Source organism: Klebsiella quasipneumoniae subsp. quasipneumoniae (genome assembly GCF_020525925.1).
GTDB lineage: Bacteria > Pseudomonadota > Gammaproteobacteria > Enterobacterales > Enterobacteriaceae > Klebsiella > Klebsiella quasipneumoniae.
On record NZ_CP084876.1, the window covers coordinates 4,333,456 to 4,352,518 of the forward strand.

At 60.1% G+C, this 19,063-nt stretch carries 16 protein-coding genes; 8 read left to right on the top strand and 8 right to left on the bottom strand.

The window, feature by feature from the left end; genetic code table 11:
- Nucleotides 1-117: 117 nt before the first annotated feature.
- From map to LGM20_RS20935, 4 genes are all read left to right on the top strand, one after another.
- A complete protein-coding gene (map, locus tag LGM20_RS20920) occupies nt 118-912 on the top strand; it encodes a type I methionyl aminopeptidase (RefSeq protein WP_004204446.1) in 795 nt (264 codons plus the stop codon).
- Nucleotides 913-969: 57 nt separating this feature from the next.
- Nucleotides 970-3,633, top strand: a complete 2,664-nt coding sequence (glnD, locus tag LGM20_RS20925) for a bifunctional uridylyltransferase/uridylyl-removing protein GlnD (protein WP_023292044.1) — start codon at nt 970-972, stop codon at nt 3,631-3,633.
- 31 nt (nt 3,634-3,664) lie between these two features.
- Nucleotides 3,665-4,489 (top strand): 2,3,4,5-tetrahydropyridine-2,6-dicarboxylate N-succinyltransferase, encoded by an 825-nt coding sequence (gene dapD, locus LGM20_RS20930; protein WP_002889295.1) that lies wholly within the window; start codon nt 3,665-3,667, stop codon nt 4,487-4,489.
- A gap of 107 nt (nt 4,490-4,596) precedes the next feature.
- The gene (locus LGM20_RS20935) at nt 4,597-4,983 is read left to right on the top strand and encodes a DUF3461 family protein (RefSeq protein WP_002889292.1); all 387 of its coding nucleotides are present in this window, start codon (nt 4,597-4,599) and stop codon (nt 4,981-4,983) included.
- 119 nt (nt 4,984-5,102) lie between these two features.
- Here LGM20_RS20935 and cdaR read toward each other — a convergent pair whose 3' ends face one another.
- From cdaR to dgt, 3 genes are all read right to left on the bottom strand, one after another.
- Entirely contained in the window at nt 5,103-6,260 is a 1,158-nt protein-coding gene (gene cdaR / locus LGM20_RS20940) for a DNA-binding transcriptional regulator CdaR (RefSeq protein WP_044521097.1), read from the bottom strand.
- A gap of 166 nt (nt 6,261-6,426) precedes the next feature.
- Nucleotides 6,427-7,860, bottom strand: a complete 1,434-nt coding sequence (gene degP / locus LGM20_RS20945; protein ID WP_023292042.1) for a serine endoprotease DegP — start codon at nt 7,858-7,860, stop codon at nt 6,427-6,429.
- 134 nt (nt 7,861-7,994) lie between these two features.
- Complete coding sequence (gene dgt, locus LGM20_RS20950) at nt 7,995-9,509, bottom strand: dGTPase (protein WP_044521080.1); 1,515 nt, start codon at nt 9,507-9,509, stop codon at nt 7,995-7,997.
- 83 nt (nt 9,510-9,592) lie between these two features.
- On the opposite strand from dgt, the gene mtnN reads away from it, so the two are divergent.
- The 3 genes from mtnN to LGM20_RS20965 are packed head-to-tail and all read left to right on the top strand — an operon-like array spanning nt 9,593 to nt 11,747.
- Entirely contained in the window at nt 9,593-10,291 is a 699-nt protein-coding gene (gene mtnN / locus LGM20_RS20955; protein WP_023292040.1) for a 5'-methylthioadenosine/S-adenosylhomocysteine nucleosidase, read from the top strand.
- The gene (btuF, locus tag LGM20_RS20960; protein ID WP_044521079.1) at nt 10,284-11,084 is read left to right on the top strand and encodes a vitamin B12 ABC transporter substrate-binding protein BtuF; all 801 of its coding nucleotides are present in this window, start codon (nt 10,284-10,286) and stop codon (nt 11,082-11,084) included. Before mtnN ends, btuF begins: the two co-directional genes overlap by 8 nt.
- Nucleotides 11,085-11,120: 36 nt before the next feature.
- Nucleotides 11,121-11,747 carry a TRIC cation channel family protein gene (locus LGM20_RS20965; protein ID WP_023292038.1) on the top strand — a complete coding sequence of 209 codons (627 nt, stop codon included), beginning with the start codon at nt 11,121-11,123 and terminating at the stop codon, nt 11,745-11,747.
- Nucleotides 11,748-11,829: 82 nt separating this feature from the next.
- Here LGM20_RS20965 and erpA read toward each other — a convergent pair whose 3' ends face one another.
- Nucleotides 11,830-12,174 (bottom strand): iron-sulfur cluster insertion protein ErpA, encoded by a 345-nt coding sequence (gene erpA, locus LGM20_RS20970; RefSeq protein ID WP_002889275.1) that lies wholly within the window; start codon nt 12,172-12,174, stop codon nt 11,830-11,832.
- An 81-nt stretch (nt 12,175-12,255) separates the two neighbouring features.
- Nucleotides 12,256-13,674, bottom strand: coding sequence for a H(+)/Cl(-) exchange transporter ClcA (gene clcA / locus LGM20_RS20975; RefSeq protein WP_044521076.1), 1,419 nt, complete (start codon nt 13,672-13,674; stop codon nt 12,256-12,258).
- Between the two features lie 180 nt (nt 13,675-13,854).
- On the opposite strand from clcA, the gene hemL reads away from it, so the two are divergent.
- The gene (gene hemL / locus LGM20_RS20980) at nt 13,855-15,135 is read left to right on the top strand and encodes a glutamate-1-semialdehyde 2,1-aminomutase (RefSeq protein WP_017900647.1); all 1,281 of its coding nucleotides are present in this window, start codon (nt 13,855-13,857) and stop codon (nt 15,133-15,135) included.
- Nucleotides 15,136-15,357: 222 nt separating this feature from the next.
- On the opposite strand, the gene fhuB is transcribed toward hemL, so the two are convergent.
- Genes fhuB through fhuC form a run of 3 tightly spaced genes read right to left on the bottom strand, consistent with a single transcriptional unit; the run spans nt 15,358 to nt 19,024 of the window.
- On the bottom strand, nt 15,358-17,340 hold the full coding sequence (gene fhuB / locus LGM20_RS20985) for a Fe(3+)-hydroxamate ABC transporter permease FhuB (protein WP_023292036.1): 1,983 nt from the start codon (nt 17,338-17,340) through the stop codon (nt 15,358-15,360).
- On the bottom strand, nt 17,337-18,227 hold the full coding sequence (gene fhuD, locus LGM20_RS20990) for a Fe(3+)-hydroxamate ABC transporter substrate-binding protein FhuD (protein ID WP_032452786.1): 891 nt from the start codon (nt 18,225-18,227) through the stop codon (nt 17,337-17,339). The genes fhuB and fhuD overlap by 4 nt, the downstream gene beginning before the upstream one ends.
- Nucleotides 18,227-19,024 carry a Fe3+-hydroxamate ABC transporter ATP-binding protein FhuC gene (gene fhuC / locus LGM20_RS20995; protein ID WP_004204431.1) on the bottom strand — a complete coding sequence of 266 codons (798 nt, stop codon included), beginning with the start codon at nt 19,022-19,024 and terminating at the stop codon, nt 18,227-18,229. The genes fhuD and fhuC overlap by 1 nt, the downstream gene beginning before the upstream one ends.
- Between the last annotated feature and the right edge of the window lie 39 nt (nt 19,025-19,063).

A 19,063-nucleotide genomic window follows, 5' to 3' on the forward strand; every position in this document is an offset into this window, starting at 1 on the left:
TGTTGACGTCACGTGCTGTTAATGATTCTCAGTTTGGCACCAGCCTACCCGGACTGTTACCATTGACAGGACTTACTCTATTATTGTCGAAAATATCGACACTGCTGGACATACTCCATGGCTATCTCTATTAAGACATCTGAAGATATTGAAAAAATGCGCGTTGCCGGTCGTCTGGCCGCTGAAGTGCTGGAAATGATCGAACCCTGGGTTAAGCCGGGCGTCAGCACTGGCGAACTGGACCGTATCTGTAACGACTATATCGTTAACGAGCAGAAGGCCATTTCCGCCTGTCTCGGCTATCACGGCTATCCGAAATCCGTCTGCATTTCGGTCAACGAAGTGGTCTGTCACGGTATCCCTGACGACGGCAAGCTGCTGAAAGATGGCGATATCGTGAATATCGACGTGACCGTCATTAAAGATGATTTCCATGGCGATACCTCCAAAATGTTTATCGTCGGCAAACCGACGATTCTTGGCGAGCGCCTGTGCCGCATCACTCAGGAAAGCCTGTACCTGGCGCTGAAGATGGTGAAGCCGGGCATCAACCTGCGCACCATCGGCGCGGCGATCCAAAAATATGTGGAAGCGGAAGGGTTCTCCGTGGTTCGCGAATACTGTGGTCACGGCATCGGCCGCGGCTTCCATGAAGAGCCGCAGGTGCTGCACTACGACTCGCCGGAAACCAACGTCGTGCTCAAACCAGGCATGACCTTCACCATCGAGCCGATGGTCAACGCCGGTAAAAAAGAGATCCGCAGCATGAAAGACGGCTGGACGGTGAAAACCAAAGACCGGAGCTTGTCTGCGCAGTACGAGCATACTATTGTGGTGACAGACAACGGCTGCGAAATTCTGACGCTACGTAAGGATGACACCATCCCGGCGATAATCTCGCACGATGAATGATGAAAAGCCGGCGCCCGCCGGCTTTTTTATTAGATAGTTTTTTCTTATGGTGACGCGATGAGCAACTCATTACCTGACACAGCCTCCCCCCTTCTGCCCATCCCGCCGGAACATCCGGTGAGCTGGCCGCAGGGCGATCTGAACTGTGCTGCAATTAAGGCGCACATCGATACCTTTCAGCACTGGCTGGGCGAGGCGTTTGACGCCGGTATCGCCGCGGAGCAGCTCATTGCGGCGCGCACCGAATTTATCGACCAGCTGCTGCAGCGGTTGTGGATCGCCTGCGGCTTTGAATCCGTCTGCGACCTGGCGCTGGTGGCCGTCGGCGGCTATGGCCGCGGTGAGCTGCATCCGCTCTCTGACGTCGATCTGCTGATCCTCAGCCGCAAAAAGCTGCCGGACGACCAGGCGCAAAAGGTCGGCGAACTGCTGACGCTGCTGTGGGACGTCAAACTGGAGGTAGGCCACAGCGTGCGCACTCTCGAAGAGTGTCTGCTGGAAGGGCTTTCGGATCTCACCGTCGCCACCAACTTAATCGAATCGCGCCTGCTGATCGGCGACGTCGCGCTGTTCCTTGAACTGCAAAAACATATTTTTAGCGACGGCTTCTGGCCATCAGAAAAGTTCTTCGCCGCGAAAGTCGAAGAGCAGAACGTCCGTCATCAGCGCTATCACGGCACCAGCTATAACCTCGAGCCGGACGTGAAAAGCAGCCCCGGCGGCCTGCGCGATATCCATACGCTACAGTGGGTGGCTCGCCGCCATTTCGGCGCCACCTCGATGGATGAGATGGTCGGCTTCGGCTTTCTGACCGAAGCCGAGCGCAATGAGCTCAACGAGTGTCTGCACCAGCTGTGGCGTATCCGCTTCGCGCTGCATCTCGAACTCACTCGCTATGACAACCGCCTGCTTTTCGACCGCCAGCTCAGCGTCGCCCGCCGACTCGGCTATGAAGGCGACGGCAACCAGCCGATTGAGCATATGATGAAGGACTTCTTCCGCGTCACCCGCCGGGTGAGCGAGCTGAACCAGATGCTGCTGCAGCTGTTTGAAGAGGCCATCCTCGCCCTGACCGAGGATGAAAAACCGCGCCCGATCGATGATGATTTCCAGCTGCGCGGCACGCTGATCGATCTGCGTGACGATACGCTGTTTATTCGCGAGCCGCAGGCCATTCTGCGCATGTTTTATATCATGGTGCGCAACAGCACCATCACCGGCATCTACTCCACGACGTTGCGCCATCTGCGCCACGCCCGCCGCCATCTGACCCAGCCGCTGTGCTATATCCCGGAGGCGCGCACGCTCTTTCTCAGCATGCTGCGCCATCAGGGGGCAGTGAGTCGCGGACTGCTGCCGATGCATCGTCACAGCGTGCTGTGGGCCTATATGCCGCAGTGGTCCCATATCGTCGGCCAGATGCAGTTCGACCTGTTTCACGCCTACACCGTCGATGAACACACCATCCGCGTGATGCTCAAGCTGGAGAGCTTTGCTAAAGAAGAGACCCGTAGCCGCCACCCGCTGTGCGTGGAACTGTGGCCGCGCTTAACGCACCCGGAGCTGATTTTAATCGCCGCCCTGTTCCACGACATCGCCAAAGGGCGCGGCGGCGACCACTCGATCCTCGGCGCGCAGGATGTGCTGAAATTTGCCGAACTGCACGGGCTGAACTCCCGTGAAACGCAGCTGGTCGCCTGGCTGGTGCGTCACCACCTGCTGATGTCGGTCACCGCCCAGCGGCGCGATATTCAGGATCCGGAGGTGATTAAGCAGTTCGCCGAGGAGGTGCAAACGGAAAATCGCCTGCGCTATCTGGTGTGCCTGACCGTCGCCGATATCTGCGCCACCAACGAAACCCTGTGGAACAGCTGGAAGCAGAGCCTGCTGCGCGAACTCTATTTCGCCACTGAAAAACAGCTGCGTCGCGGCATGCAAAGCACCCCGGACATGCGCGAACGGGTGCGTCACCATCAGCTGCAGGCGCTGGCCCTGCTGCGGATGGACAATATTAATGAAGAGGCGCTGCATCAAATCTGGAACCGCTGCCGCGCCAACTATTTCGTGCGACATACGCCGACGCAGCTCGCCTGGCACGCCCGCAACCTGCTGCGCCACGATCTGAATAAGCCGATGATCCTCCTGAGCTCGCAGGCCACTCGCGGCGGAACGGAGATTTTTATCTGGAGCCCGGATCGCCCTTACCTGTTCGCCGCGGTGTGTGGCGAACTGGACCGTCGCAACCTCAGCGTCCACGACGCGCAGATCTTCACCACCCGCGACGGCATGGCGATGGATACCTTTATCGTCCTTGAGCCTGACGGCAGTCCGCTGTCCGCCGACCGCCACGAGGCGATCCGCCAGGGTCTGGAACAGACCATCACCCAGCGCAGTTGGGAGCCCCCGGCGCCCCGTCGTCAGGCGGCAAAGCTGCGTCATTTTTCGGTGGACACCGAGGTGAATTTCCTGCCGACCCATACCGATCGCAAATCGTTTCTCGAGCTGATTGCCCTTGACCAGCCCGGGCTGCTCGCCCGCGTCGGTCAGGTGTTCGCCGACCTCGGAATTTCGCTTCACGGGGCGCGAATTACGACAATTGGTGAGCGAGTAGAAGATTTATTTATAATCGCTACCGCCGACCGGCGTGCCCTTAATAATGAGCTGCAACAAGAAGTGCAACAACGGTTGACAGCGGCCCTCAATCCAAACGATAAAGGGTGACGTATTTTTTTTTAGTGAATGGAAAGAAACAATGCAGCAGTTACAGAACGTTATTGAGTCCGCCTTCGAGCGTCGCGCCGACATCACGCCGGCCAATGTGGATACCGTGACCCGCGAAGCGGTTAACCAGGTTATTGCCCTTCTGGATTCCGGCGCGCTGCGCGTCGCTGAGAAGATCGACGGTCAGTGGGTGACGCATCAGTGGCTGAAGAAGGCGGTACTGCTCTCTTTCCGTATTAACGATAACCAGGTTATCGATGGTGCGGAAAGCCGCTACTTCGATAAAGTACCGATGAAATTCGCTGACTATGACGAAGCGCGTTTCCAGAAAGAAGGTTTCCGCGTGGTGCCCCCGGCAGCGGTGCGCCAGGGCGCGTTCATCGCCCGCAACACCGTGCTGATGCCGTCCTACGTTAACATCGGCGCCTACGTTGACGAAGGCACCATGGTTGACACCTGGGCCACCGTCGGCTCCTGCGCGCAGATCGGTAAAAACGTTCACCTGTCCGGCGGCGTCGGCATCGGTGGCGTACTGGAGCCGCTGCAGGCGAACCCGACCATCATCGAAGATAACTGCTTCATCGGCGCGCGCTCTGAAGTGGTTGAAGGGGTGATTGTCGAAGAAGGCTCCGTGATCTCCATGGGCGTTTACCTGGGTCAGAGCACCAAAATCTACGATCGCGAAACCGGCGAAGTCTTCTACGGCCGCGTGCCGGCTGGCTCGGTAGTGGTGTCAGGCAACCTGCCGTCGAAAGATGGTAAATACAGTCTGTACTGCGCAGTGATCGTGAAGAAAGTCGATGCTAAAACTCGCGGCAAGGTCGGCATTAACGAACTGCTGCGCACCATCGACTAAAGCAAATAAAAAGCGGGAGATATCCCGCTTTTTTTATATTTGATGCTGGCGAGAATGGATTTTTTCGTTAATTATTCAATGGTTATGATGCTATCAAAGGTACCGTTATGTACGATAATCTGAAAAGTCTTGGCATTACCAACCCTGATGAGATCGATCGCTATAGCCTGCGGCAGGAAGCTAACAACGACATTCTGAAAATCTATTTTCAGAAAGACAAAGGCGAATTCTTCGCCAAGAGCGTGAAGTTCAAATATCCGCGTCAGCGCAAAACCGTCGTCGCCGACGGCGTCGGCCAGGGCTACAAAGAGGTCCAGGAGATCAGCCCCAATCTGCGCTACGTCATCGATGAGCTGGATCAGATTTGCCAGCGCGACCGCACTGAAATCGATCTCAAGCGTAAAATCCTCGACGATTTACGCCATCTGGAAAGCGTGGTCACCAATAAGATCAGCGAAATCGAAGCCGATCTGGAAAAGCTCACCCGTAAGTAAGCGCATCCCCGGCGGCGCGTCGCCTGACCGGGCTGGCGGTATCAAACCGCTACCGACAGCATGCATCGTCCAGGCCGGGTATGGCGAGTCGCTACCCGGCATTTTTTTACCTCCACACCTTAGCGTTGTTCATCCAGCTGCAGCGCGATATACAGCAGCAGCCGGTCGTCAAAGCTGCCAAGATCCAGCCCCGTCAGCTCCGAGATACGATTCAACCGGTACTCCAGCGTATTGCGATGAATAAACAGCGCCTTCGACGTCGCCAGCGGCTGCACGTTATGGCGAAACCACGCCTGCAGCGTTCGCCGCAGCAGCCCGTTGTTATCCATTGTCTTGAGACGCGCCAGCGGACGGGCCAGCTCATTGGCCTGCCAGCCGCCGCGCAGGCTGTCAAGCAGCACCGGCAGCATCAGATCCTGATAGAAATAGCAGCGGCTCTCCGGCATCCGCTGCTTGCCCACCATCATCGTCGTGCGAGCGGTACGATAAGAGCGGGCGATACTCCCGGGGCCGGTGAAGAAGTTGCCCAACGCCACGCGGAAACGGAGCTGGCCATTCTCTTTCATCCTGGCGATAAGCTGCTCGACGCGCCGGACATGATCGTCGGCGTCCCAGCGGCCAAAGCTGTTCAGCGCCGGTTTCAGCACCACCATTTCCGTGAGCGAGACAATGGCCACGAGATTATTGCGATCGGGCGTGGTCAGCGCGTTCTGCAGCTGCTGTAGTTCCGCCATCGCGCTGTCTACGCCGAGCTGGCCGCTATCCACCTCAATCATCGCCACCACGCGCGGCTGATTCAGATCGATGCCTAATCGCTGAGCCCATTCGTTCAGCGCCGGGGTATGCTCTTCCGCCTGAATCAGGTTCATCACCAGCTCTTCGCGCAGACGGCTGTCCTGCGCCAGGAGATGCATCAGTCGCGACTGCTCCAGCATCATCTCTGCCGTCATGCACACCAGCTCGCCATATTTTCGCAGCGACTCCGGCTCGCCGGTCAGGCCGATCACCCCGACGATCTCCCCCTCCAGGCGCAGCGGCAGGTTAATGCCCTGGCGCACCCCGTGCAGATGGCGAGCCACCGCGTCGTCGATATCCACCACCCGCCCCTGGGAAAGCACCAGCAGCGCGCCTTCGTGCAATTCACCAATCCTTTCCCGATCGCCGCTGCCGATAATCCGCCCGCGGGCATCCATCACGTTGATGTTGGTATCGATGATGCGCATCGTCCGCGCCACAATATCCTGCGCCATTTTGGTATCGAGATGCCAGCCAGCCATGTAATCCTCCCCTTTGCAGGGCACCAGCATAAAAGAGTCGTCGCCCTGCCGCATTGTGCATATGCCCGAAGCCCGGATGAGATATGTGGAGTTGTGGAAGCGGTCACAGAACGGAAAAAAGCCCCTGCCCTCGGCGAGGGAAGGGGCTGGGATCAAGCGCTGACGATTACTGCAGCAGCAGGTAGATAGAGGCGTCGCCGCGCTGAATGTTCAGCGCCAGCACGGACGGTTTGGCGTCGAAGATTTTCCGCAGATCGGCGATGTTTTTCACCGGCTGCTGGTTGGCCCCGACAATGATGTCGCCTTTCTTGAGGCCAATCTGCGCCGCCGGGGTGCCGGCTTTCACATTATTGACCACCACGCCTTTGTCCTGACCCTTGTTGCTCATTTCCGCCCCTTCAATCCCGTTGAAGATGGTGCTGGAGTCAACCTGGGTCTGGTTGCTCTGCTGCAGTTCGACGGTGACGGTCACCGGTTTGCCATCGCGCAGCAGGCCAAGCTCAACCTTGCTGCCGATAGGCATGGTGCCGACCTGAGCACGCAGCGCGGCGAAGCTGCTGATCGCCTTCCCGTTGAGGGAGGTGATCACGTCGCCGGCTTTAATGCCCGCTTTCGCGGCCGCCGATCCCGGCATCACCTGGCTGACGAAGGCGCCGCGCTGGGCGTCGACTTTCATCGCTTTCGCCAGCTCAGAGTTCAGTTCGGTGCCCATGATGCCGAGCTCGCCGCGTTTCACCTGGCCATATTTCACCATCTGCTCGGTCAGGTTTTTCACCATGTTGCTCGGGATAGCAAAACCGATACCGATGTTGCCGCCGTCCGGCGCCAGAATGGCGGTGTTGATGCCGATCAGCTCGCCGTTGAGATTCACCAGCGCGCCGCCGGAGTTCCCGCGGTTAATCGCCGCATCGGTCTGGATAAAGTTTTCGTAGTTTTCCACGTTCAGGCCGCTACGACCCAGCGCGGAAACAATCCCGGAGGTCACGGTTTCGCCCAGACCGAACGGGTTACCGATAGCCACGGTGTAGTCGCCGACGCGCAGCGCGTCAGAGTCGGCAAGCTTAATTGCCGTCAGGTTTTTCGGATCCTGAATCTGAATCAGCGCGATATCAGAGCGCGGGTCTTTACCCACGACTTTGGCATCAAACTTACGACCATCGCTCAGCTGGACCTTAATCGTGGTGGCGTTGTCCACGACGTGGTTGTTGGTCACCACATACCCTTTGGCCGCATCAATAATCACGCCGGAGCCCAGCGCCATGAATTTCTGCTGCTGGCCGCCGTCAGGCTGACCGCCCTGTCCGCCGCCCTGGCAAAACGGCGAACTCTGGAATGGAGAACCATCCTGGCAGAACGGCGAGTTATCGCCAAAGAACTGCTGGAAGTTACGCGGCATCCGTGGGGTATTAACGGTGGTGCTACCTTCAACGTTAATGCTCACCACCGACGGCATCACTTTCTCCAGCATCGGGGCCAGGCTTGGCATCTGCTGCGCGTTAGTGGCCGAAGATGCCGTTTCCGCCGCGCTCGCAGAGAGCGGGGACAATGCCAGACCTAAACTCAGAGCCAGTGCACTCATTGCTAACGTGGTTTTTTTCATCAGTTTCAATCTCAATATCAGAAAACGAAAGTTGCTGTGTACGTGACTATCAGAGTCATTTTATAGCGCTAAGTTCCGGAATTAAGTTTCTGGAAAAAGTAAAAATTTATTGTCCATCTTTACAAAACTCCAGCCTATTCCACCGCCATCAGTCGTCGATATTCATCCCACGCATATAAATCCGTCATCCCGCTGATATAATCCTGAATCAGACGGCAGCGATAATAGTATTCCATCAGCGCAAATTCAGGCGCTGCGCGCGCGAGCTTATTTACCGCTTCCACATAGGCCAGCCGGTGGCGGGTTGAAAGTTTCTGATACAGCCGGGAGGCAATGGGTAAACGCCGTACCCGCTCCTGCGCCACTAATTCGCTGAAATCCTCCAGTGATAATTTCAGCAGCGGCTGATAGATATCCAGCAGGCCGCTGATCACCCGGTAGCCCTGCAATTCCAGCTGCTCGACATCCGGATGGCTAAACACCTGTTTAATCGCTACATTTTTATAAAGCTCCAGCAGTTGACTGCAATCGCTGTCGTCCTCGAGCAGCGCATGATTAAAGTCGCCCGTAAAGATGGCCGGCAGGTTGTCAATAAATCGGCGCGCCGCGTAGGGCACCAGCTTATTCAGCGTGTTCACCCGCAAATACATAAAAAACTGATCTTCCGCGCTCTGCTTCAGGGAATTGGCTCGTGATTTCTCCCAGGCATTTTCCACCACCTGCGAGAATAACGATCCTTTTTCATGGCGGCCCCAGGCGTCGTAAAGATGCTGATAAAGCTGCTCAGCGCTGAAAATACGTTTTTCCACCGCGTCCTCGAGATCCGCGACGCAATATGAGATGTCATCCGCGGCTTCCATAATCCAGGTTAATGGGAACCGATTGTAAGGCGCCAGATCCAGTTCTTTACGCAGGCGCGCCACATACTCCTCTTCGGCTAAATAGTAGCCAGGCTTCTTCATTAAATAACTGTGGCTGGCTGGCGTCGCCTCGGACCACCACGCCGGACGAGTATATTTCAGAATACAGCCGACCTGCGCCCAGGTCAGATTCATGCGCATCAGCGTATGGACCAGACGAATGCCCTGGGCGTTGCCCTCAAAGCAGCAGAGATCCTGGCGCACTTTGCGGCGCAGCGCGTTAAGCGACGTTTCCCCCTCCTGCAGGCGTAATGCCTGCACTTCACAGCGATCGTCGGTCAGCGGCTGCCCGAGCGCATCGCCGGGCGCCAGACGCTGGCGGAACCAGTCGTTAATCGCCGCCTCGCCAAAATGGCCAAACGGCGGGTTGCCGATATCGTGCATCAGGCAGGCCATCTCCACGACGCTCTCGAATGGCCCGGTCAGCTCTTCCAGGCCATACTCTTCCAGCAGCCTCTGCTCTTTCAGCCGGCTCAGTACCTCTTTGGCGATATAACGCCCCACCTGCTGCACCTCCAGCGAGTGGGTCAGACGGGTACGCACCGCTGCGTTGCGCTCCAGCGGGAAGACCTGAGTTTTTTGCTGTAAGCGACGGATGGCCGGCGAGTTGACGATCCGTCCCCGATCGCTTTCGAAGATCCGCAGGATGTCGCGCTCCGTCTCGACACGCGGCGGCGAACGGAAGCGTCGACGCCAGTTTATCTTGTTGCGAAAATCAATCTTTGCCATAGCCTCTCCCGCGCGAGCAATACGCTTCCCCTTAAGCGCATGATAGACTATGCAACTAAACCTGACACATCGCGAGTAAATCTATGAAAATTGGCATTATTGGCGCTATGGAAGAGGAAGTTACCCTTCTGCGCGACAAAATCGAAAACCGCCAGACTATCACTATTGGCGGGAGCGAAATCTATACCGGCCAACTTCACGGCGTTGACGTCGCGCTGCTGAAGTCTGGTATCGGGAAAGTGGCGGCGGCGATGGGCGCGACCCTGCTGCTGGAGCGTTGCCAGCCTGACGTGATCATTAATACCGGCTCAGCCGGCGGCCTGGCGTCGACGCTGAAGGTCGGCGATATCGTCGTCTCCGATGAAGCGCGCTACCACGACGCCGACGTCACCGCCTTCGGTTATGAGTACGGCCAGCTGCCTGGCTGCCCGGCGGGCTTTAAAGCGGACGAAAAACTGGTGGCCGCCGCGGAGAGCTGCATTAACGCGTTAGATCTCAATGCCGTTCGCGGCCTGATCGTCAGCGGCGATGCCTTCATTAACGGCTCTGTCGGTCTGGCGAAGATCCGCCATAATTTCCCGCAGGCGATCGCTGTGGAAATGGAAGCGACCGCTATCGCTCACGTTTGCCATAACTTTAAGGTTCCCTTCGTGGTGGTTCGCGCCATCTCCGATGTGGCCGACCAGCAGTCTCACCTCAGCTTTGAGGAGTTCCTTGCGGTCGCCGCCCGACAGTCCACCCTGATGGTGGAGAATCTGGTCCAGAACCTGGCACGTGGCTAAGTCGCTCTCCTTCGCGCTTGCCGCGCTGCTGTTACTCGCCCCGGCGTGGCTGCTGGCCGCGCCGCGGGTGATCGCCCTCTCCCCCGCCAATACCGAACTGGCCTTTGCCGCCGGGATCACGCCGGTCGGCGTCAGTAGCTATTCCGATTATCCGCCGCAGGCCAAAACGATTGAGCAGGTTGCCAGCTGGCAGGGGATGAACCTGGAGCGCATCGTAGCGTTAAAGCCAGACCTGGTGCTGGCCTGGCGCGGCGGTAATGCCGAACGTCAGGTTAACCAGCTGCAGTCGCTGGGGATCCACGTCCTCTGGGTGCAGACTTCGACCATCGAAGAGATCATCGCCACCCTGCGTCAACTGGCGAAGTGGAGCCCGCAGCCGGAAAAAGCGCAGCAGGCGGCGCAGGCGATGCAGCAGGAATACGATGCACTGAAAGCGCGCTATGCCAGCGCGCCGAAGAAACGCGTCTTCCTGCAGTTCGGTTCCGCCCCGCTGTTCACCAGCGGCCCCGGCTCGATTCAGGATCAGGTGCTGAGGCTGTGCGGCGGCGAGAATATCTTTGCCGCCAGCCGTGTTCCCTGGCCGCAGGTGAGCCGCGAACAGGTGCTGGCCCGTCAGCCGCAGGCGATTGTGGTGACCGGCGACGCCAGCCGCATCGCCGAGGCGCAGCGCTTTTGGCAACATCAGCTCACCATTTCGTTGATTGCGTTACACAGCGACTGGTTTGAACGCGCAAGCCCACGTATTATCCTCGCCGCCAAACAACTTTGCGCGGCGCTCGACCAGGTAAAATAACCATCCGGTAAAGCGGATGTTCAGTGGGAATCAACGATGCTTGTCTATTGGCTGGATATTATTGGCACGGCCGTTTTCGCGATCTCCGGCGTTCTGCTGGCCGGAAAATTACGCATGGACCCGTTTGGCGTGCTGGTGTTAGGCGTGGTGACGGCGGTGGGCGGCGGAACCATCCGCGACATGGCGCTGGCGAATGGCCCGGTATTCTGGGTCAAAGATCCCACCGATCTGGTGGTGGCGATGGTCACCAGCATGCTGACCATCCTGCTGGTCCGCCAGCCGCGCCGGCTGCCGAAATGGATCCTGCCGGTGCTCGACGCCGTCGGTTTAGCGGTGTTTGTCGGCATCGGCGTGAATAAAGCCTTTCTCGCCGGCAGCGGCCCGCTGGTAGCGGTATGCATGGGGGTGGTGACCGGCGTTGGCGGCGGGATAATCCGCGACGTGCTGGCGCGCGAAATTCCTATGATTCTGCGCACCGAGATCTACGCCACCGCCTGTATTGTCGGCGGCATTGTCCACGCCACCGCGCACGACACCTTCCATCTCCCGCTGGAGAATTCGGCGATGATGGGGATGGTGGTGACCCTGGCGATCCGGCTGGCGGCGATCCGCTGGCATCTGAAGCTGCCGACGTTTGCCCTGGACGATAACGGACGGTCATAAAAGCAAAACGGTAACCCTGAGGTTACCGTTTTTAGCGTTGGCGCCCTCTCGCTGCGAGAAAAAGCCCCCTGCCGCGCTCGCTTTAAACGCTGAACGAGGACCCGCAGCCGCAGGTGCTTTTCGCGTTCGGGTTGGTCACGATAAAGCGCGAACCTTCCAGCCCTTCGGTATAGTCGACAGAGCCGCCGACCAGGTACTGCAGGCTCATCGGGTCAACCACCAGGCCGACACCCTGTTTCTCAATGGTCATATCCCCTTCGTTCACCTGATCGTCGAAGGTGAAGCCATACTGGAAACCGCTGCAACCGCCGCCGGTGATATATACGCGCAGTTTCAGGTTCGGATTATCTTCATCCGCAATCAGGTGTTTTACTTTATTGGCTGCGGCTTCGGTAAACTCCAGCGGCAACGCTACGTCATCACTCATTTTTTGCTCCCATTGATACTTCCGGCCGGTTAAAGAATAACCGGACCTTTTGAGCCATTATCTAATACCCTGGTAAATCGTTCAAGTATTCTCCCGGGGTGCCTGCTGCGCTTTTGCCGCCTGCTCGGCCTCCTGCTTCGCCAGAGTACGTTGCAGAATGGTCGAATACAAAGGCTTACCGCCGAGGAATTGCGCCAGTAGTGTTGCGCCAAGGCAGGTAATAATCATTGGCAAAATGAGCTGATAGTTATCGGTCATCTCCAGCACCAGCACAATCCCGGTCAGCGGCGCGCGCACCGAGGCGGCGAGCAGCGCCCCCATACCGGCGATGGCGAAGGTGCCGGCATCGAGATGGTAGGACGGAAACAGCGGAATAGCCGCCATGCCGAACGCCGTGCCCAGCAGCGTGCCGAGCGCCAGCATCGGAGCGAAAATGCCGCCCGGCGCGCCGGAAGAGAAGCAGATCAGCGTGGTCACCACGCGGGCAATAAAGATGAACAGCAGCAAACCGACGGAGAAGTTACCGGCGGCGGCGATGGGGATCAGGTTAAAGCCACCGCCCACCGCGGAGGGCTGCATCAGCCCCAGCAGGCCGCAAAGCCCGCCGATGCCCCCGCCAATTAACACCCATTTTTTGATGTTGCCGCCGTGAATGCGCTGGAACAGATCCTGGGTGCGTAGCACCAGAAAATTAAACAACGGGCCAAAGCAGCCAAACAGCATCCCCAGCACCAGGTACAGCCACAGGGTATTCACCGGGGCATTGCTCAGCTTGCCCACCTCTATAATTGCCGCCTCGCCGTTGAAAATGCGAAACACAATGCTCGACATGATCACGCCGGTAAATACCGCTTTAATGGAGATCAGGTTGTAGCGGAACTGCGGGCGCATCTCTTCAATGATAAACAGGATACCGGCCAGCGGCGCGTTAAAGGCCGCTGAGAGCCCCGACGCCGCACCGGTCGCCAGCAGCGTGTGCCGCGCTTCCGGACTGCGCATGCGGAAAATATCCAGCACCATGCGTCCAATGTTGCCGCCAAGCTGCACCATCGGCCCCTCGCGTCCCAGCACCATTCCGGCGCCCAGGGTCCCCATGCCGCCGATGAATTTCACCGGCAGCACGCGCCACCAGCGCACTGGCCGCAGCTCCTCCAGCGCCCCTTCGATTTCCGGGATCCCCGATCCGCCAGCCTCCGGCGCAAAACGGCGCACGAGGAAATAGCCGACCATCGCCAGCAGCGCCGACAAGATAAACGCCAGCGGCCAGACCAGATACCAGTGGTCCGCCACCTGCGCCAGCGCGCCGATCCGCTGGTTCTGCACCCAGTTCACGCTCTTCTCAAACGCCACGCCCACCAGCCCGGCCAGCGTGCCGACCACCGCCGCCATAAACAGCACCGCCAGCGGCGTTTTATCGCGCTGAATCAACCGGCGCACCGCATCGCCGCGACGCACCCGCACGAACTGATGTGCCTCAAAAGAGGGAGTTTCTGCTTTCATGCCATTATCAATTATTGGTAATACAAATGAAGAGAGAGGCATTTTAGCCGCCCCGGCGCGCTGCGTCGTCAAAAAAATGCCCTTGCGGCACATTGTTTCAATTGGGCAAAACTTTCATAACCATCCTGGAATAACTTAGAATAGCCGATAAAACATTTTTCACGAACCAGGACCCTGGCCATGAGCAAATCTGAAAATCTGTACCACGCCGCGCGTGAACTGATCCCCGGCGGCGTTAACTCGCCGGTCCGCGCCTTCACCGGCGTCGGCGGCACCCCGCTGTTTATCGAACGCGCGGATGGCGCTTACCTCTATGACGTGGATGGGAAAGCCTATATCGATTATGTCGGCTCCTGGGGTCCGATGGTGCTGGGCCACAACCATCCGGCGATCCGCAACGCGGTGATCGAGGCGGCGTCCCGCGGCCTGAGCTTTGGCGCGCCGACCGAAATGGAAGTAAAAATGGCGGCGCTGGTGACCGAGCTGGTGCCGACCATGGATATGGTGCGCATGGTGAACTCCGGTACCGAAGCCACCATGAGCGCGATTCGCCTGGCGCGCGGCTTCACCGGCCGCGACAAGATCATCAAGTTCGAAGGCTGCTACCACGGCCATGCCGACTGCCTGCTGGTGAAAGCCGGTTCCGGCGCGCTGACCCTCGGCCAGCCGAACTCGCCGGGCGTGCCGGCTGATTTCGCCAAACATACCCTGACCTGCACCTATAACGACCTCGCCTCCGTGCGCGCGGCGTTCGAGCAGTATCCGCAGGATATCGCCTGCATCATCGTCGAGCCGGTCGCCGGGAACATGAACTGCATTCCGCCGCAGCCGGAGTTCCTGCCGGGCCTGCGCGCGTTGTGCGACGAATTTGGCGCCCTGCTGATCATCGACGAAGTGATGACCGGCTTCCGCGTGGCGCTGGCGGGCGCGCAGGCTTATTACGGCGTGGAGCCGGATCTGACCTGTCTCGGGAAAATCATCGGCGGCGGGATGCCGGTAGGCGCCTTCGGCGGCCGTCGCGAGGTGATGGACGCGCTGGCGCCCACCGGTCCGGTCTACCAGGCCGGAACCCTCTCCGGTAACCCGATCGCCATGGCCGCCGGCTTCGCCTGCTTAAGCGAAGTGGCGCAGCCGGGCGTGCATGAAACCCTCACCGAGCTGACCAACCAGCTGGCGCAAGGCCTGCTGGATGCGGCGCGTGACGCCGGGATCCCGCTGGTGGTCAATAACGTCGGCGGCATGTTCGGCATCTTCTTTACCGATGCCGAAACCGTCACCTGCTATCAGGACGTGGTGAAGTGCGATGTCGAACGCTTCAAGCGCTTCTTCCATCTGATGCTGGAGGAAGGCGTGTACCTGGCGCCGTCAGCGTTTGAGGCTGGCTTTATGTCCGTCGCCCACAGCGAAGAAGATATCGACAATACCATCGACGCCGCGCGTCGGGTATTTGCCAAACTGTAAGGTGCTTGAATGCCTGGTGACGCAGGGATTTTCCCGGATGCGGCGCATTGCGCCTTATCCGGGCTACCAAATCGCACCGCGCTGTAGCCCCGGTAAGCGATAGCGCCACCGGGGAGTTTCCCGGATGCGGCGCATTGCGCCTTATCCGGGCTACCAAATCGCACAGCACTGTAGCCCGGTAAGCGATAGCGTCACCGGGGATGTTGAGGCCATCCGGGATCGTTAGCGGCTCTGCTTCCTCAGCAAATAGATAAAGTACGGCGCGCCGATAAAGGTCGACAGCAGCCCCGCCGGGATCTGGTACGGGAACATGATCATCCGTCCGCACCAGTCGGCGAAGACCAGCAGCAGCCCGCCAGTCAGTCCGGAGATCACCATATGCGGCAGCGTTCGGCGGAAGCCCATCATGCGCGCAATATGCGGCGCCATCAGCCCGACGAAGCTCAGCGGGCCAATGGTCAGCGTCGCCGCCGCCGTCAGGCAGGCCGCCAGCAGCAGCAGAACAATCCGCGATGACGTCAGCGCCATGCCCACCGCCCGCGCCGCCTCCCCGCCCAGCGGCAGGATGGTTAACCAGCGGCGACAGAGCGGCGCCAGCGCCAGCAGGACCAGCATCACCGCGCCGCTGCGTACCACCCTCTCCGGCGTCGCACTGTAGGTCGACCCCGAGATCCACGTCAGGATCTGCGCCATACGCGGATCGCCGCTGGCCTGCAGCATCATCAGCAGCATAGTGAAGGCGGTACTGAGCGCCATCCCCGCCAGCAGCATCCGATGCGGCGAGAAACCGCCCCGCCCGGCGGCCAGCATAATGATCAGCAAAGTGGCCGCCGCGCCAAGGCTCCCGGCCGGCAGCAGCCAGCCAAAGGCGTCGCCAGGCACGAAGAACAGCATCAGCACCACGCCAAAGGCGGCGCCGGAGCTGATGCCCAGCACTTCCGGGCTGGCCATCGGGTTGCCGGTCAGGCGCTGGATAATACAGCCGGCGACCGCCAGCATCACCCCGGCGAACAGCGCCGACAGCACCCGCGGCCAGCGCCAGGGCAGCAGTTGCTCCAGTAGATCGCCGTGAGCCCACAGCCAACCGTGGGCATCGCGACCAAAGGCCAGCGCCACGCTCATCGCCAGCAGCAGCAACGCGACGCCCCCGAGAACAAACCATTGCACGTGATAGCGCTCAGGCTGCACATTATCGCCGCCGTTCATCACCGGGGCGCTGATGCTGCGCAGCCGCGGCAGCAGCCACAGCAGCAGCGGCGCGCCAATCAGGGCGGTGACCGAGCCGGTGGAGACTTCCCGCCATACCCGGCTCAGCCAGAGGATCACCTGATCGGAAAGCCACAGGAGCAGCGCGCCGATCAGCGCCGCCAGCAGCAGCCGGGCCAGCAGTCGACGGGCGCCGAGCATTTTCGCCAGTAGCGGCGCGAACAGGCCGATAAAGCCGATAATCCCGACCGCGTTGACCAGCAGCGCGCTCATCACGATCGCCAGCGTCAGGGCGCCGAGGCGCGCCAGAGACAGCGCCAGCCCCAGGTTGCGCGCCACCCCGTCATCGAGCCCCATCAGAGTCAGCGGACGCAGCAGCAGCAGGGTGAGTATCGCCCCGCCCAGCAGTTGCGGCCACAGGCGCTGCGCCACGCTCCAGTCGGTTTGCGTCAGCGTCCCGGTGCTCCACAGGAACATGCTCTGCAGCTGGTCGTGATGGAAAATCACCATCAGCTGGTTAAGCGCCCCGCAGTAGAGGCTGACCACCAGGCCCGCCAGGATCAGCGTTACCGGCGACAGACGCTTGCCCCAGGATACGCCAAACACCAGCGCACCCACCAGACAGGCCCCGGCCAGCGCGGCAAACTGCGACGCCAGCACGCCGGGGATGGCCCACAGCGTGGTGACCGTTATCCCCAGCTGCGCGCCGGTGGCGACGCCAAGGGTGGTCGGCTCCGCCAGCGGATTGCGCAGCACCTGCTGGAACAGTACGCCGACCAGTCCCAGCCCGGCCCCCACCAGCAGTGAAACGGCCACCCGCGGCAGCAGGCTGTAATGAAACAGCATCTGGGCAATCTGATCGCTATCCGGCTGCCGCAGCGCCTGCCGCCATTGCGCATAGGGCAAGGCGACATTGAGATTGACGATACTCAACGCGAAGGCGGCAACCAGCAGCGCGGCCAGCAGGATACTGGCTAACGGTGAAATACGCGTATTCATGCCGGACTCCCCTGGGCCTCGGCCAGCACGCGGGCAAAATGCATCGCCGACAGCGTCGCGCCATAGAACCATACGGCCGGAACGCGCTGGAAGCGTCCCGCGCGCACGAACGGCATCGCCTGCCACAGCGGGGTCGCCAGCAGCTGGGTCATCTCCCGCTCGTTACCATGATCAAAACAGATCACATCGGCCTCGTTAAACGCCGCCAGCCGGTCGATGCCAACGCTGACGCTGCCCCAGAACGCCGCTTCGCCGCGCCAGGCGTTTTTAATACCAAAGCGGTCAAGCACCTCCTGGAACAGGCAGTTTTCGCCAAACACCAGAACGTGGCGCGGATCGAGCAGGGAGATCATCAGCAGCGGACGGTCGCCGCGTCCGGCAAAGCGCGGCTTCAGGCTCGCCATCAGCGCCTCAAACTCCGCCAGGTGGCGCTGAGCCTGCTGCGGTTTGCCCAGCAGGTCAGCCATCTCCAGCAGCGAGCGCTGAGCCATCGCCAGCGGGCGTTTGCCGTCGCTAAAGGTGAATCCGCGACCGGGGGCGATACGCGCCAGCTTCTCCGGCGACGGGCCGTAGCCTGCTGACCAGACGATAAACGACGGTTTCATCTGCGTCAGCAGCTCAAGATTGGGTTCAGTGCGCAGACCGACATCGATCACCGAGTCGGGCAGCGCGGGCTCGTTTACCCACAGGCGATAGTTAGGGATATCGGCCACGCCGTAAGGCGTGACGCCCAGCGCCAGCAGCAGCTCCGCCGGCAGCCACTCCAGGGCGACCACACGCTGCGGGTCAACGTTCGCCGCCTGCGCGCCGCGCATCTGCCACAGCAGCGGCGAGAGCGCCATCGCGGTCAGCAGGCGACGTCGGGTTATCTGAGTCGGGGTCATCATCAATAGACAAAGCTTACCGGCGCCGCGCCGGCCGGGTGCGGCAGGATCCCCATCGGGATGCCGTAGATTTGTTCCAGGGTGTCGCTGCGCATCAGTTCCGCCGGCGTCCCCTGGGCGATCATTTCCCCGCCGCGCAGGGCCACCAGATAGTCGCAGTAGCGGGCCGCCATATTAATGTCGTGCAGGACGGCGATCACCGTCAGGCCGCGCTGCTGGCTGAGACGATGCACCAGCGCGAGGACATCAACCTGATGGGCGATATCCAGCGCCGAGGTGGGTTCATCGAGCAGCAGACAGCGGCTATCCTGCGCCACCAGCATGGCGATCCACGCCCGCTGACGTTCGCCGCCGGAGAGGCTGTCCACCAGACGATGGGCGAGCGGCTTCAGCCCTACCAGCGCAATCGCCTCTTCCACTTTCTCGCGGTCCGCCGCGCCAAAGCGACCCAGCGCGCCGTGCCACGGATAGCGGCCGATCGCCACCAGCTCGCGCACCGTCATACCTTCGGCCGGCGGCAGCTGCTGCGGCAGATAGGCCACTTTGCGGGCAAAGGCTTTGCTGCCCCAGCTCTCCAGCGGCTGGCCGTCCAGCAGCACATCGCCTGCGGAAGGCGGCTGATGGCGGCCAAGCATTTTCAGTAACGTCGACTTGCCGGAGCCATTATGGCCGATCAGGCCTGTGACTTTTCCGGCCGGGAAGGTGAGCGAGAGCGGATGGAGCAACGTGCGGCCAGGCACACGGAAAGTGACGCGATCCAGCGCGAAGGTGGTTTCTGCGTGCGGAGTCTGTTCCTGCATAGCGATAACCTGATAAAGGGCGCGGCGAACCGCGCCCGT